General features: G+C 41.5%; 12 protein-coding genes. 4 read left to right on the top strand and 8 right to left on the bottom strand.

Annotation, left to right across the window (positions count from 1 at the left end):
- Positions 1-103: 103 nt before the first annotated feature.
- The 4 genes from ABF638_RS33000 to ABF638_RS32985 all read right to left on the bottom strand — a co-directional run bounded on the left by ABF638_RS33000 (position 104) and on the right by ABF638_RS32985 (position 4182).
- On the bottom strand, positions 104-1459 hold the full coding sequence (locus tag ABF638_RS33000) for a (Fe-S)-binding protein (RefSeq protein WP_435027038.1): 1356 nt from the start codon (positions 1457-1459) through the stop codon (positions 104-106).
- Positions 1460-1513: 54 nt separating this feature from the next.
- Complete coding sequence (locus ABF638_RS32995; RefSeq protein WP_435027037.1) at positions 1514-2851, bottom strand: FAD-binding oxidoreductase; 1338 nt, start codon at positions 2849-2851, stop codon at positions 1514-1516.
- A 319-nt stretch (positions 2852-3170) separates the two neighbouring features.
- The gene (gene ssuE / locus ABF638_RS32990; protein ID WP_435027036.1) at positions 3171-3737 is read right to left on the bottom strand and encodes an NADPH-dependent FMN reductase; all 567 of its coding nucleotides are present in this window, start codon (positions 3735-3737) and stop codon (positions 3171-3173) included.
- Between the two features lie 262 nt (positions 3738-3999).
- On the bottom strand, positions 4000-4182 hold the full coding sequence (locus ABF638_RS32985; RefSeq protein WP_435027035.1) for a hypothetical protein: 183 nt from the start codon (positions 4180-4182) through the stop codon (positions 4000-4002).
- A 66-nt stretch (positions 4183-4248) separates the two neighbouring features.
- On the opposite strand from ABF638_RS32985, the gene msrB reads away from it, so the two are divergent.
- The gene (gene msrB, locus ABF638_RS32980; RefSeq protein ID WP_435027034.1) at positions 4249-4743 is read left to right on the top strand and encodes a peptide-methionine (R)-S-oxide reductase MsrB; all 495 of its coding nucleotides are present in this window, start codon (positions 4249-4251) and stop codon (positions 4741-4743) included.
- Between the two features lie 387 nt (positions 4744-5130).
- On the opposite strand, the gene ABF638_RS32975 is transcribed toward msrB, so the two are convergent.
- The 3 genes from ABF638_RS32975 to ABF638_RS32965 form a co-directional block, all read right to left on the bottom strand.
- Complete coding sequence (locus ABF638_RS32975) at positions 5131-5682, bottom strand: DoxX family protein (RefSeq protein ID WP_435027033.1); 552 nt, start codon at positions 5680-5682, stop codon at positions 5131-5133.
- Positions 5683-5762: 80 nt separating this feature from the next.
- On the bottom strand, positions 5763-7025 hold the full coding sequence (locus ABF638_RS32970; RefSeq protein ID WP_435027032.1) for an NAD(P)/FAD-dependent oxidoreductase: 1263 nt from the start codon (positions 7023-7025) through the stop codon (positions 5763-5765).
- 223 nt (positions 7026-7248) lie between these two features.
- Positions 7249-7848, bottom strand: a complete 600-nt coding sequence (locus ABF638_RS32965) for an MBL fold metallo-hydrolase (protein ID WP_435027031.1) — start codon at positions 7846-7848, stop codon at positions 7249-7251.
- Positions 7849-8445: 597 nt separating this feature from the next.
- Between ABF638_RS32965 and ABF638_RS32960 the strand changes: the two genes are divergently transcribed.
- The 3 genes from ABF638_RS32960 (at position 8446) to ABF638_RS32950 (ending at position 11880) form a co-directional block, all read left to right on the top strand.
- The gene (locus ABF638_RS32960) at positions 8446-9807 is read left to right on the top strand and encodes a cystathionine beta-synthase (RefSeq protein WP_435027030.1); all 1362 of its coding nucleotides are present in this window, start codon (positions 8446-8448) and stop codon (positions 9805-9807) included.
- Between the two features lie 13 nt (positions 9808-9820).
- Positions 9821-10957 carry a cystathionine gamma-synthase gene (locus ABF638_RS32955; RefSeq protein WP_435027029.1) on the top strand — a complete coding sequence of 379 codons (1137 nt, stop codon included), beginning with the start codon at positions 9821-9823 and terminating at the stop codon, positions 10955-10957.
- A 551-nt stretch (positions 10958-11508) separates the two neighbouring features.
- Complete coding sequence (locus ABF638_RS32950) at positions 11509-11880, top strand: four-helix bundle copper-binding protein (RefSeq protein WP_435027040.1); 372 nt, start codon at positions 11509-11511, stop codon at positions 11878-11880.
- Positions 11881-11998: 118 nt separating this feature from the next.
- On the opposite strand, the gene modB is transcribed toward ABF638_RS32950, so the two are convergent.
- Entirely contained in the window at positions 11999-13801 is a 1803-nt protein-coding gene (gene modB, locus ABF638_RS32945) for a molybdate ABC transporter permease subunit (protein WP_435027039.1), read from the bottom strand.
- Positions 13802-14119: the final 318 nt, after the last annotated feature.

The raw sequence follows: 14119 nt of genomic DNA, 5'->3' as shown, positions 1-14119 counted from the left end.
TACCCACTTGACAAGACTCTAATTTTCTTAACTTGACACCAATGGCGTCTCGCCCGCCCGTAGCAAAGGCGGGCAAGATGCCCACCCTACAAGAAAGAAATATCTACAATTTCAACTTTTCACCCCGAATCGAATAATCCAACAACTCCATCGGGTGAATAACTGAAATCTTCTTACCTTGCAACTGCAAATGCTTAGTAATCTGCAAAGTACACCCCGGATTAGCAGAAGCAATTAACTCAGCACCAGTATTCAACAAATTCTCTATTTTTTGCCTACCCAATTCTTCAGAAACTTCTGGTTGCAGCATATTATAAACCCCAGCACTGCCACAACATAAAGCTGCATCTATTGGTTCTCTCAACTTCACCCCTGGAATTTGCCGCAATACCTGACGCGGTTGCACGCTAATCTTTTGACCATGCAATAAATGACAAGCATCTTGATAAACTAAATTTAAGGGTTGATCAGTCAGCGGTGAAAGTTTTGCTGTTAACCCAACAGTTGCCAAAAACTCTTGAGCATCTTTAACTTTCGCGGCAAAATCCTTTGCCTTTTCCCGATATTCTGGGTCACTTTCTAAAATATGACCGTATTCTTTTAAAGTATGACCACAACCAGCAGCATTGATAATTACGAAATCAACATTAGTGTTGGCAAAACTATCAATCATCTGCCTTGCTAATGCTTTCGCCTGTTCTGTTTGTCCTTGGTGTTCGGGAAGCGCCGCACAACAACCTTGAGATTTGGGAATCACAACTTCACAACCATTCGCTGTTAAAACTCGTACCGTTGCTTCATTGACTGGCGAGAAAAATAGCCGCTGCACGCAACCCAAAATTACCCCGACTCGGTAGCGCTTCTCACCTTGGGCGCGAATAATAGTAGGCAAACTATCCTGAAAAGATTTGAGAGTAATTTCTGGCAGAATTGATTCCATTGCTGCCAAACGGGGCGATATTTTATTGAGTATACCTGTAGCGCGAAAAAATTTGGCAAACCCCAACTTTTGATAAACCAATAACGGAACTAATAAAACCCGTAAAAGGTTGGGATAGGGAAACAGAGAAAATATCAGTTGACGAAAAAATTGATCTGGCAAACTGCGGGGATAATTTCGTTCAACTTGGTGACGAGTTGCAGAAATCAACTTATCATACTGTACACCAGAAGGACAAGTACTCACACAAGCAAGACAGCCCAAACAAGAATCAAAATGTTCTACTGTTGCCGTATTTAGAGCAATTTCACCTTCATTAATTGCATCCATTAAATAGATGCGTCCTCTAGGTGAATCCATCTCCTTACCAAGCACCCGATAACTGGGACAAGTAGATAAACAAAACCCACAATGTACACAACTATCAATTAACTTTGGGTCAGGCGGATGACTTTCATCAAAGCCCTTCAAATTCTTTAAACTAGCCGTATTATTAACAGAATTTTCTGAAACTTGCATAACTATTTTTCCCCTCTCTATTTCAGCGTCCTTAGCGTCTCTGTGGTTTGTTTCTTAAATACCACCTACAAACCGACCAGGACTTAAAATATTCTTACTATCAAACTGTTCCTTAATACGGCGCATCAACGGCAAAGCATTTCCCGTATAACCCCAAACATCTATTTGTTCTTTAACCGCCATTGGTGCTGACAAAATTGTTAAAAAACCTCTAGAGTCTTGAGTGCGATCGCTTCCAGCAGAGTATAACTCGTCGCGGATTTTCAAAACCTGATTTTTACTCTCTAATTGTAACAAACCTAAACCACTACTAATATGAATTAAACCCCACTCCACCTGATTCAAAATCTCTACAGCAGCAGTAGGCAACACTCCTATTTTGCAGGTAATTAGAGATTCTGTAGCAGTAGTATGTATTCGTTCTTGCAATCTCTGCCATAGATTAGCTTCATCACCATCTGCAAAAATTGCCCCATTTAAACCTAACTTTTGCCCTACTTCCAAAACTCGGTTTGACTGTTCTTTAACACTCTCACTAATACTTTGAAAGCGGGCAATTAATCCCAATCCTTGACCCAAACCTAAACTAGATACCAATTTAGTTGATAGCAAATCAGCTTGAACTGGTGTTAACGCCGAACCTCGAAGGATATCAGCCGCTTGGGATACAGCCTCAGCTTTCCCAGTTAGTACCACTGTTCCCGATGCTTCTGCTAGCGGATACAGACGAAAAGTTAGTTGACTAATAAAGCCTAATGTGCCATAAGACCCCGTAAGCAACTTCATCAAGTCATATCCGGCAACATTTTTGACTACTCTTCCCCCAGCTTTGGCAATTTGCCCATCAGCACGGACAAAGGTAATACCTAGTAATTGGTCGCGCACACTACCATAGCGTTGCCGTAGAGAACCTGTATCACCTGTGGCAACAATACCGCCAATAGTTGCCGACTCTGGTGCTGTGGGGTCAAGGGCAAGAAATTGCCGCGATTTTGCCAAAAGTGCTTGCAAATCGGAGAACTTCATCCCAGCTTCTACAGTGACAGTTAAATCGCCAACGGCGTGTTCAATCAGTTTGTTGATGCGTTCTGTACTAACTACAACATCAACGCCTTTAACTAAACCACCCCAGCTAAGTTTACTGCCACTACCACAGGGGAGAATGCGCCAGTTGTTTGTGTAAGCAGTGGCAATGACTGCGGCTAGCTGTTCTTGGCTGCGGGGATAGACGATACAACTGGGAAGCTTTCCAGAAGCTATAGCCTGTTGAATACCTTTTTGCTGACCGAGTTCAATATTTTCCCAAAGACAAATAGCATTTTCTTCACCGACGATAGATGCAAGTTCAGAAGCGCAGACGCCTTGCGGCCTGTCGTTAGACATCGCTTTCATTGAGTTTATTTTTTTACGCCCTACTTCTAATTTACTGGCTAACCTGACCAAAAAAGCGTATTACCATTACACGGTGGCTTCAATTTAGGGAGCGATCGCAGCTAACCAAATAAAAGCAGGGTTCTTTTTCAAGCGATCGCTACTCATTTCCAATAAACTTTTTACCGCAGTCTGCAATTTTAACGCTTATGAATATTGCTATAAAAGTGTAATTATTGGGAATAAATTTATATTGTTATGATTAACTTTTAAAAAAAAGTAACAGATGGGTAAAAATTACCCCTCTGCTACAAGCAAACGGAGGTATAAACTTGATTATTTAATTGGCATGAACCAATTCTTGAGGCGCAGCGGCATCATATTCTACAGCTTTAACAAATTCCTTGAGAACGTCTTTGAGTCTTTGGTCAATTTCCTCATCTAACAGGACGCTATTATCAGTTTGTCGTTGAATTTGTTTGTCTACTGCATAAACTGTAGCTAGAATATGCCGCGCTCCTAATTCAGATAAGACGGGTTTCAGAGCATATTCAATTGCCAATAAATGAGCGATCGTTCCACCCAAAGCAATTGGTAACACGGGTTTACCTGTCAATGATTTTTGTGGCAGCAAATCTAGAAATGTTTTTAACACTCCTGTATAAGCAGCTTTGTAAATTGGAGTGGCAATAATCACACCATCTGCCTTTGCTAATAAAGCTTTTGGCTGTTCCAAAGCAGGGCTGTCGTATCGTCCAAAAACTAAATCTTCAGCAGGTAAATCCCGAACTGAAATAATGTCTACATGCAAGCCTTCTTGTTGTAAAAGTTTGGCAGTGTATTCGACCAAACCATAGGTTCTAGATGGATGGGTTGGACTACCTGCGATCGCTAAAATATTTGCCATTCAATTAAACTCCTATTAATGGGCATGGGGCAAAACAGTTCCGAGTTCCGAGTTCTGAGTTCTGAGTAAAAAGTGAGATTCCTCACTCAGCACGGGCTAAACGCCCCGCTACCGCTAACAGCACTCCTGACTCAGCACTCTTGAGGGGCATGGGGATTAAGGACTAGAGAAGAATTTTCAATGCCTAATGCCCACTTCCCAATACCCTAAACTTTACTAGGATATGGATGTAGCTTTCTGTTTGTGTTGCTGAGGAAAATCTTCATTTGCCACAATCTCGCCAAATGGACTCAAGACGTGTTGCTTCTCCACTACGGGTAGATTCTCTAAAGGCAGATGGGGAAATAAAAGTTCCGCAACTCGATTGGACAATATTTTGTTGTTTCTTAGCTAATTTTAATGAGTTTATCAGGGCTAATTCAGGGCGATCGCTAACTATAGTCATTTATGTAGGGAATTCCGTACTGGAGTTGATTGGCCAGTGAACCGGAAAATAGAAAATAATAGATATATGGACAAACGGTATTTTTTACAGGCTAGTGCAGTCATAGTCGGCACAGCATTGTTATCAAGGTATATCAATTGGGGGTCAGAAGCGATGACAACTTCTAAGAGTGGATTTGAAATTACTAAACCTGAAGAAGAGTGGCGGACGATTTTAACGCCAGAACAGTTTAACGTATTGCGTAAACATGGGACTGAACGCGCTCACACTAGCCCATTGGATAAGGAATACGACAATGGGACTTATTATTGTGCTGCATGTGAACAACCACTGTTTACATCTGATACCAAATTTAATAGTGGTACTGGCTGGCCTAGCTTTTTCAACCCGATTGAAGGTGCGATCGCTACTACTGTAGATAGGTCGTTGTTTATGAGCAGAACTGAAGTGCATTGTAGTCGTTGTGGTGGTCATCTAGGCCATGTTTTTGATGATGGCCCTGCACCCACTGGTAAGCGCTACTGTATGAACGGTGTTTCGCTGAAATTTACTCCTGCTTGATAAGTTGCGTAGGTGTAGTCTCTCGTAGACATCACACCTACTAACCTAAATTGTCCTATTTGTTTGTGTCTGGTTTCTCCTTTTTGTCTTTGGGATCTTTTTTAGGTTTTTTAACTTCTTTATTACTTTTTCTTTCCTTCGACATCAGTGTTCTCCAACTAGGTTAATCAGTGAAAGCTTCCACATTCTGCCGTTATGGAATCAGGAGGTGGCTTACCTGATATTCTTTTAAGGCAAAAAAGAAAGTATCAGACATAAATGCTACTAACTACCATCATACGGTGTTGTTTGATTTTCTTCTGAAAGCCTTTGCATCTATTTCAACCACAATTTACTAGTGGGGTAGCACAGCTAGCTGCGCTACCCCACTGATTTACTAGTATTTATTTATCTGAAATTACTATGATTGGGTAAACGATTCTGTCGCCGATGTTTTACCCAAAAGTTATTCCTAAAAAAGTTGACCCTACCTTGTTGACGATCCGCTCCTGAGTCTGCAAGGTTTTGTTTCTTTCTTCTCCAGTGATCAAGGGAGTAAATATTAAAGCTGCTACCTGCAAGCAAAATAAACAGCACAATCCCGTAAGAAAGCATGGAAGTAGCTGCACTCCAGTTTTGTATTGATGTCACCCCCAATTTCAGAATGATCATCAAGGCAAAGGTGACAATTAAAGCACTTCTGGTTGCTAACCCAAGTGTGATTAACACGCCTACAATTAACTCTACAGGGGGCACTAGGTAAGAATTGATTCTCACCAGAAATTCTGGGAAATAAGAATTTGCTAGTTGTTTGACAGTATCTTCAGCGAATCCAGGGATGTTAAAAATGCGAGTGAATCCGTGATTAAAGTAATTCACACCGATGAGAATTCGCAGCAATAAATAGGCTATGGCAACATCCTTTGATTTGAGACTAATGTAATTTCTATTTTCATTCATTGCCTGAACTCCAACTATGGTACGCCAACTGTAATTGATTTCAATTGCAGAAATTGGGAAGCACTTAGGGGTTTTGAGAACTAACGTTCTTTCATAGACAGAATTAAGCGAACTGAGCGATCGCTGAATAAGTAAGTGTGAAGCCAAGTAAGTAATACTAGCAAACGACTACGATAGCCAGGAAGATATACTAAATGAACTCCTAGCCACATCAGCCAAGCCAAGCATCCTGTAAAGGCAAATGCACCAATTTTTCCCACACCTGAATAACAGCCAATAATTGCTAATCTTCCCTTGTTGAAATAGCTAAAAGGCTCTGGTGATTTACCTTGAAATTGCCGCTGAATATTTCGAGCTACAGCAACACCCTGCTGAAGTGCTTCTGGTGCAACCCCAGTTAATGGTTTACCGTTCTGTTCCATATATGCTAGATCCCCAATGGCATAAATATTGGGTTGCTCTAGCAATTGTAGGGTGGGATGGACAAGTAACTTTCCCTTCTTTGCTGAAGATACTTCCTCAGATGTTGTCGGATAATTCGCCTCTAACCCCGCAGTCCAAATGACGGTTGCAGTTGGAATTACCTCATCGTTTTGCAGATGTAAAGATTCAAAAGTCACTCTAGTCACTTTTGTTTGCAGATAAACTTCCACTCCTAGCTGATGTAATCGTTTGTAGGTGTAAGCTCCCAACTTCTTTGGCAAATCAGCCAATAAGCGATCGCCAGATTGGACGAGAATCAACCTCACTTGCTGAAAAAGTGTCGGATAATCTCGACGTAAGTGGCCTCGAAGCATTTCAATGAAAGCACCTGCAACCTCAACACCCGTCGCCCCACCACCGACGATGGTAAATGTCAGCAGTTGTTGGCGTCGTGATGAATCAGATTCCTGGATAGCTCCCTCAAAACAAGAGAAAATTTGATTTCGGATTGCTATTGCTTCTTCTAATGTTCTCATTGAGAAAGCATATTCTAAAGCTCCAGGAACTTCTAAAAACTGGGTTTGGCTTCCAGTTGCAAGTACAAGAAAGTCATAGGTGATTGAACAACTATCTGTTTCAACAGTTTGCCCTGAAAAATCAATTTGCTCAACTTCAGCCATCAAAAACTGAACCTTAGACTTATTTCGCCGGAAAGAGAATCGCCGTAATATCGTGCGGATAGGGTAAGCAATGTACTCAGGTTCCAATTGACCCGTGGCAACTTGATACAACAACGGTACAAAGGTGTGATAGTTGTTGCGATCAATTAATAATACATCTGCACCAGAATTAGCTAAAGATTGGGCAGCTTGCAACCCACCGAATCCAGCGCCAACAATGACAACGCGGCGACTGTTCATCCTTCCCCTCTTGATTTAGCTAGTCGGTCAAGTTATTAACTGTCAATATATTGATAACAAATTATCGATAGTGTCATCAGCACTTAGAACAACGTTATTTTGCCAGACCTCTCCCTGCCTTGAACTTTAGTTCAAGTCTGTCCCTCTCCGACTCGGAGAGGGACAGGTTTTGCTTAGTAAAACCAGGGAGAGGTCTTTTATATGACCAATCGCCCTCACCCATTTACAGCGTTGCTGCAAGTTCTTGCAAGCGATCGCGTCCATCGCGGAAAACTGGCCAACCATCGCCCACCAGCACTGCTTCTACCCGACTCAGTTGAGCCAACCTCTGCACAGAAGCAACAGCCTCTTCTCGATTCAGCAGCTTGTCATCTGGTAAAATCGTTAAGCTCCCTGCTTTGCGTGCCCGGACTAAATCCCCTGTAATTAAAGTTGTCTCCTCCAGCAACAGAGCCAATTCACCGGGAGTTTTAGAACCGTGGAGTTCAATCACCTCCAGTCCTGGGACAAATTCTTCACCATCAGACAGCCAGCGATCGCAATGTATAGGAAAATTGTCTTTTTCTGCCAGAGGGCCGGCTATCTTAGCGTATGTTTGATCGGCAATTTCTTTACTTGCCCTGACATGCTCAGAATTTGTCAGCACAATCCAAACCACACCACCGAGGGATTTCAGATGATTCCAATCATGGTTTGATAGGGCTACTGGGTCAATCAAGATGTTGCCATCTGGGCGAATCCAGGCAATCCCATTGAAATCAATATTTCTTGCCGGATTGAAATTAGACCAGCTATACAGATCGGGACGGTGCAAAGATTTCATGATGATTCTGGATCAGTACCTTCAATAATTGACTATTAATCTCAATAATTCAGTATATAGATATATTAAGGGCATTGGGCATTGGGCATTGAAAAGAGGCAGAGGGGCACAAAGCTAGGAGCAGAGGAGAAAGAGATAATTTTTTATTCTCCCCCTGCTCCCTGCTCCCCTACTCCGGCTCTTTCCCTCTGGATCTGGAATTTGAGTATACTACGATAAATCTATCAATATTATGGTTTATATTGGATTTACAGAAATTTCCGCATAACTGCAATACGGAGGTATAGGGGTGAGTAAGATTATGCGCCAAAAAATATCAGGCTACATTTTGGCAAACCCCGAATTGACAGGAGCGATTCGTAAATGGCCGTAGTTCCCAGTTCCAGCTTTTTCAGCCAACCAGAAAAGGGACATTCATTGATCAGATTTTGTTTTAGCAAAAGACTTGAGACATTAAAAATAGCTAGCGATCGCTTACTCAAATTGCAATCAACTCTACAACCAACATCTTAACATTCATTTATTCTCTTATCTTCCCAAAGAGTAGAACATGAAGAGAAGAAATAAATGGTTTTAAAAATAATTTAGGACTGCTATATGGCTACTTACGAAAACATTTTACAAGCAATTGGTAGAACTCCATTAGTCAGACTAAACAAAATTACCGAAGACATTCACTCAAGTATTTATGCCAAAGTAGAATATCTCAATCCTGGCGGGAGTACCAAAGATAGAATTGCCCTCACGATGATTGAAGCCGCAGAAAAAACAGGTCAACTGCAACCAGGCGGCACAATTATTGAAGCCACCGCAGGTAATACTGGTGTGGGACTAGCATTAATTGCAGCAGTAAAAAAGTATCGCTGTATTTTCGTCATGCCTGATAAAATGAGCCAGGATAAAATCAATCTACTCAAAGCTTACGGTGCTGAAGTAGTTGTTACTCCCACATCTGTACCGCCTGACTCGCCAGAAAGTTATAACGGTGTAGCGGAAAGACTCGCCAAAGAAATACCGGGAGCCTATAGACCAAATCAATTTGAAAATCCGAATAATCCTTTAGCACATTACTTAACTACAGGCCCAGAAATCTGGTCAGATAGTAATGGTAAAATTGATGTTTTCGTTGCAGGTATGGGCACAGGTGGTACAATTTCAGGAGTTGCCAAATATCTGAAAGAGCAAAATCCAAATATAGTAATTGTTGGTGCAGATCCAGAGGGTTCAATTCTTTCTGGCGACACCCCAAAATCTTACAAAGTTGAGGGAATTGGTGAAGACTTTATTCCCAAGACATTTAATCGTCAATTAGTTGATGAAATGGTTCGGGTTAGCGATAAAGAATCTTTTAATATGGCTCGTCGTTTAGCACGAGAAGAAGGTTTATTAGTAGGAGGTTCTTGTGGTACAGCAGTAGCCGCAGCGCTCAAGTATGCAGCCAGATTAACAGAGCCGAAGTATATTGTAACCCTATTACCAGATACGGGAAGAAACTACATTAATAAAATCTACTCCGATGCCTGGATGCAGGAAAATGGTTTTTGGGAAGGTACAACAGTAAAAAGTATCAAAGTTGGTGAAATTCTTGCTCAAAAAAAAGATTTTCCTTCTCTAGTTGCTGTCAGTCCCCGTGATACCTTGAATCAAGCCACAAACTACCTACAAAAGCTGAATATTTCACAGCTACCTGTGATTGATAATAAGCATGTAGTAGGAAGCGTCAATGAAGCCTCTTTAATGAAATTTCTCCATGATGGCATCAACTTTTCTAACCAGGAAGTTTCCGCAGTTATGGGGAAACCCCTACCGATTCTCGATGAAGAAGTAGATATTTCTGAAGCTTATCGAGTGCTGTTATCAGGAAGCACCGGGATTATTATTAAGCGGCATGATGTTCCTATTGGCTTAATTACCAGAGCCGATTTAATCAGATATTGGATTAGTCAAAACCAAGAATAATCAAGGAGAAATTATGGAATTTGAGACTAGAGCAATTCATGAAGGTCAGCAATCAGACCCACAAACAGGTGCTGTTATTGTCCCCATTTATTTGACTTCTACTTATGAACAAGAATCCATCGGTAAACATAAAGGATATGAGTATTCTCGCACGGGAAACCCCACCCGCACAGCTTTAGAAGAGGCTTTAGCTTCTATTGAAAATGGAAAATTTGGTTTGGCATTTGCCTCTGGCTTGGCTGCAACTACCACAGTATTAAGTCTACTCAAAAATGGCGATCACATTGTTGCTGGTGATGATTTGTATGGTGGAACTTATCGTTTGCTAGAAAAAGTTGTAAAAAATTGGGGTGTTACAACTTGCTATGTAGATATTGATAACATCGCTGATTTTGAAACTGCCATTCAACCAAACACGAAGCTGATTTGGATTGAAACCCCTACTAACCCTCTGTTAAAAATTATTGATATTGCCACACTAGCAAATATTGCCCGTAGAAATAATATCATCTTAGTAGTTGATAATACTTTTGCTAGTCCTTATTTTCAAACGCCGTTAGATTTAGGTGCTGACATTGTGGTTCATAGCACTACCAAATATCTAGGCGGACACAGCGATATTATTGGTGGCGCAGTTATCACATCTAACGAGCAACTATACACCGAACTGAAGTTTTATCAAAATGCGATCGGGGCGATTCCTAGTCCTTTTGATAGCTGGTTGGTGCTGCGAGGAATTAAAACTCTGGCTGTGAGAATGCGAGAACATGAAAAAAACGCTTTATTTTTAGCTGAATTTTTAGAAAAGCATCCCAAAATTGAGCGTATTTATTATCCAGGGTTATCCAGTCATGAACAACATAAATTAGCAAAAGAGCAAATGTCTGGCTTTGGGGGGATGATTAGTTTGGAATTAAAAGGCGGTTTTGCTGAGGTTGAAAGATTCGCTTCCCGACTCAAGTTATTTTTGCTGGCTGAAAGTTTGGGTGGTGTGGAATCACTACTTTGCTATCCTACGAAAATGACTCACGGTTCTCTACCAGAAGCAGAACGACTTCAGCGGGGAATCAAGGATAATTTAGTCCGTCTTTCGGTAGGAATTGAACATCAGCAAGATTTGCAAGCTGATTTAGAAAATGCTCTAGCTTGAAAATTGGTATTGGGCATGGGGTATGGAGAAAACCGATTTTTATTCCGCGTTGTAAGCTTGATTTCTCTTAATTAAGTATAGGGTTTGTTACCCCTACCCTCAGAGGTAACTTTGTTTTATGTAGGGTCTAAAATCCTATTAGGAATTACGAATTTTTAAGTGTGCCTATCTTCCAGTTAGCATAAGTTAATAAACCCTGGTTTAATATAAATTTACAAATGCTTTGTTTAGGCGTTTGTTAAAAAAAATGACATTATTTTTGATCCAGATTTAACTATAACTTTTGATCCCCAATGGAAAGTTGACTTACTTAAGAAAACCACACTTTGAAATGGGTGTTTCTAATCCTTAATGCATAGCAATACTCAAAAAAACAACACCAAACTAGTGTAGATTCAATTTGATTTCCCGGTAATTATATCGGGATAGTAGGCTTAGAAATTCTGAATTAAAAACCCCATTGACTCTTTAAAAGGATAAGACTAATGTTATGAGTAGTCCTTGAAAGGACAATATTTAATGCATCAAAAAATCAAGAGGTATTTCCTATGATGATGATGATGATGACTGAAACCATGACTACCGAAATGCAAGCCTGTATGGATGCTTGTATGGACTGTCACAAAATGTGCATGGAAACCATGACTTACTGCATGAGCAAAGGTGGTAAGCAGATGGACAAAAGCATGATGAGCATGATGAGCATGATGCGCGATTGCTCTGAAATGTGCATGATGTGCATGAATATGATGATGAGCGGTTCTGAGTTCATGGAACGCACTTGTATGCTTTGTGCCGAAATGTGCGATCGCACTGCAATGGCCTGTGAGATGATGAGCGATGACCCAAAAATGATGGAATGTGCTGCTGCTTGCCGCAAGTGTGCAGAGTCTTGCAGAAGTATGCACATGATGCCTGCTTAATTCCTCTAACTAGCAGAAGTTTCTCTGCAACCTAATATTCAAGCGCTCAGACTCTTTGGGTCTGGGCGCTTGAAGTAATATTCTTTAAAAATTTCCCGCGTCCCATATATCTCTGCGTTCACTCCATCAAAATCAAGCGCAGAGGATCTAAACGCACATACCAAGGAAAAGGCTGGTCTTTTATAGTCGCCCATTTTTCTTTAAAGACTTCAGCTTGCAGATGGTAATCTTGAGAATTCTTGCCAGCCGAATGTAGTTTAAGAAACAACGTCATTCGATGAGGCGTTTCACTGGTTCGTACTACCCAGCAGGGAAAGGTGTTTTCCTGTGATGAGTCGTTGGTAAAAATGAATTGATGGGCACGAATGCCGACGTGGGATAATTCGCTCTTGATTGGTTCAATTACTTGAAGAGTACAACCCCAATCAGTCGCTTCCACCTGTTGCGATGACTGGAGAACAGCACGGGAGAAGTTTTTGCATCCAGTTAGTTGGGCAACACTAACGGTAGTAGGATGCTGAAAAATATCATGTTTGCTGCCATAGTGAACGGCTCTACCATGCTCCAATACCAACAGATTCGGGCAAATTCGATAAGCTTCTTCCATATTATGGGTGACAAATAGAGTCACACCTTGGTAGCCAGCTAGAGTTTCTGTCATTTGCTGCTCTAATTGACTACGTAAATGGGTATCAAGTGCCGAAAACGGCTCATCTAAAAGCAGCGCTTCCGGTTGACTTGCTAATGCTCTTGCCAAGGCTACCCGTTGTTGTTGACCCCCTGAGAGTTGGTGCGGATAGCGATCGCCTAATCCTTGCAACTGCATCGCTATTAGTTGCTCCTCTACCTGCACCCGAATACTCCCAGCAGATAAGTTTTTGGGCAAGCCGAAAGCAATATTTTGCGCCACACTCATGTGCGGAAAGAGAGCATAATTTTGCACTAAAAAACCGATGCGGCGATCGCGGCTGGGTAAATTAATTCCTTTTTCTGAGTCAAACAGAACTCTGTCATTTAAAACTATGCGCCCGATTGTGGGCGTTTCTATCCCCGCAAGGCAGCGCAAAATCATGCTCTTACCTGCTCCAGAACCCCCCAATAATCCCAAAGGTTGCTCATCAGTAGTGAAAGCAACTTTTAAGTGAAAGCTAGGAAGTATTTTTTCAATGTTAATAAATAATCCACCAGATTCAAAGCTAGAGTGCGGAGTATAAACAATTTCTCCCCCCGTTCCCGTCTCCCTGCTCCCTGCTCCCCTCCTCTTTTCCCTCAATTCTTGCCAGAAGTTAACCCCAATAATTCCAGACAGGGAAATCACCATAATAGCGATCGCCCAAAACCACGCTTCATTCATCGCTCCCGCTTCCACAGCAAAATAAATCGCCATTGGGATTGTCTGTGTTTGTCCGGGAATGTTACCAGCCAGCATCAATGTCGCACCAAATTCTCCCAAAGCACGGGCAAAAGCGAGCATTGTGGCAGCTACAATGCCGGGTAGCGCTAAGGGGAAACTGATGCGCCAAAAGATTGTGGCTTCAGTTGCACCAAGGGTTCTAGCTACTCGCAGCAGATTACCATCTATCTGTTCAAAGGCTCCCAGTGCAGTTTTATACATTAAAGGGAAAGAAACTACTGTGGCTGCGATCGCTGCACCATACCAAGTAAAGACGATGGTGAAATCAAAAGCCTGCATGAGTTTCCCTACAGGGCCATTTTTGCCAAAAAATAGCAGCAACAAGAAACCGACAACTGTGGGAGGCAAAATCAGAGGCGCAATAAAGATACCCTCAATCAACGATTTACCTTTGCCACGATATCCCAGCATCCAGTAGGCAGCAGCCATACCCAAGAAGAAGGTAATAAATGTGGCAAGTAATGAAGTTTTGAGTGATATCCAAAGAGGCGATAAATCCAATGGCATAGTTGTCTGGGGAAGAATTAGCTCAACTAATCCATAATTTACCAACTTTAGTTCCAAAATGTTCGTAAAAGTTGGTAAATCACATAACAATCAATGAAGGAAATCCCAAAAACTATCCAAATTTTCAAGAATATAGCGGTTCCCAATTGCATGGAATACAGACCTAACCCCCAGCCCTTTGTTGGGGAGTAAGATTCAAAGCCTCTATCCTAAAAGGAGAGAGGTCAAAACTATAGCAATCCTAAATGAGTTGTGAAAATGCCCGATGTCCAGATCCCCGACTTCTTCGAGAAGTCGGGGATCTAATTTTTCACGAAT

Origin of the sequence: Nostoc sp. CALU 1950 (assembly GCF_051172895.1) — a bacterium.
Lineage (GTDB): Bacteria > Cyanobacteriota > Cyanobacteriia > Cyanobacteriales > Nostocaceae > Nostoc > Nostoc edaphicum_A.
This window is presented reverse-complemented; position numbering and strand designations above follow the sequence as displayed.

Bases quoted from the DNA above. Each gene is read 5' to 3' on its own strand.
- ABF638_RS32970 (WP_435027032.1), bottom strand. From the start codon at position 7,025: ATGAACAGTCGCCGCGTTGTCATTGTTGGCGCTGGATTCGGTGGGTTG.
- ABF638_RS32995 (WP_435027037.1), bottom strand. From the start codon at position 2,851: ATGAAAGCGATGTCTAACGACAGGCCGCAAGGCGTCTGCGCTTCTGAA.
- ABF638_RS32975 (WP_435027033.1), bottom strand. From the start codon at position 5,682: ATGAATGAAAATAGAAATTACATTAGTCTCAAATCAAAGGATGTTGCC.
- ABF638_RS33000 (WP_435027038.1), bottom strand. From the start codon at position 1,459: ATGCAAGTTTCAGAAAATTCTGTTAATAATACGGCTAGTTTAAAGAAT.
- msrB (WP_435027034.1), top strand. From the start codon at position 4,249: ATGGACAAACGGTATTTTTTACAGGCTAGTGCAGTCATAGTCGGCACA.
- ABF638_RS32985 (WP_435027035.1), bottom strand. From the start codon at position 4,182: ATGACTATAGTTAGCGATCGCCCTGAATTAGCCCTGATAAACTCATTA.
- ABF638_RS32955 (WP_435027029.1), top strand. From the start codon at position 9,821: ATGGAATTTGAGACTAGAGCAATTCATGAAGGTCAGCAATCAGACCCA.
- ABF638_RS32965 (WP_435027031.1), bottom strand. From the start codon at position 7,848: ATGAAATCTTTGCACCGTCCCGATCTGTATAGCTGGTCTAATTTCAAT.
- ssuE (WP_435027036.1), bottom strand. From the start codon at position 3,737: ATGGCAAATATTTTAGCGATCGCAGGTAGTCCAACCCATCCATCTAGA.
- ABF638_RS32960 (WP_435027030.1), top strand. From the start codon at position 8,446: ATGGCTACTTACGAAAACATTTTACAAGCAATTGGTAGAACTCCATTA.
- modB (WP_435027039.1), bottom strand. From the start codon at position 13,801: ATGCCATTGGATTTATCGCCTCTTTGGATATCACTCAAAACTTCATTA.
- ABF638_RS32950 (WP_435027040.1), top strand. From the start codon at position 11,509: ATGATGATGATGATGACTGAAACCATGACTACCGAAATGCAAGCCTGT.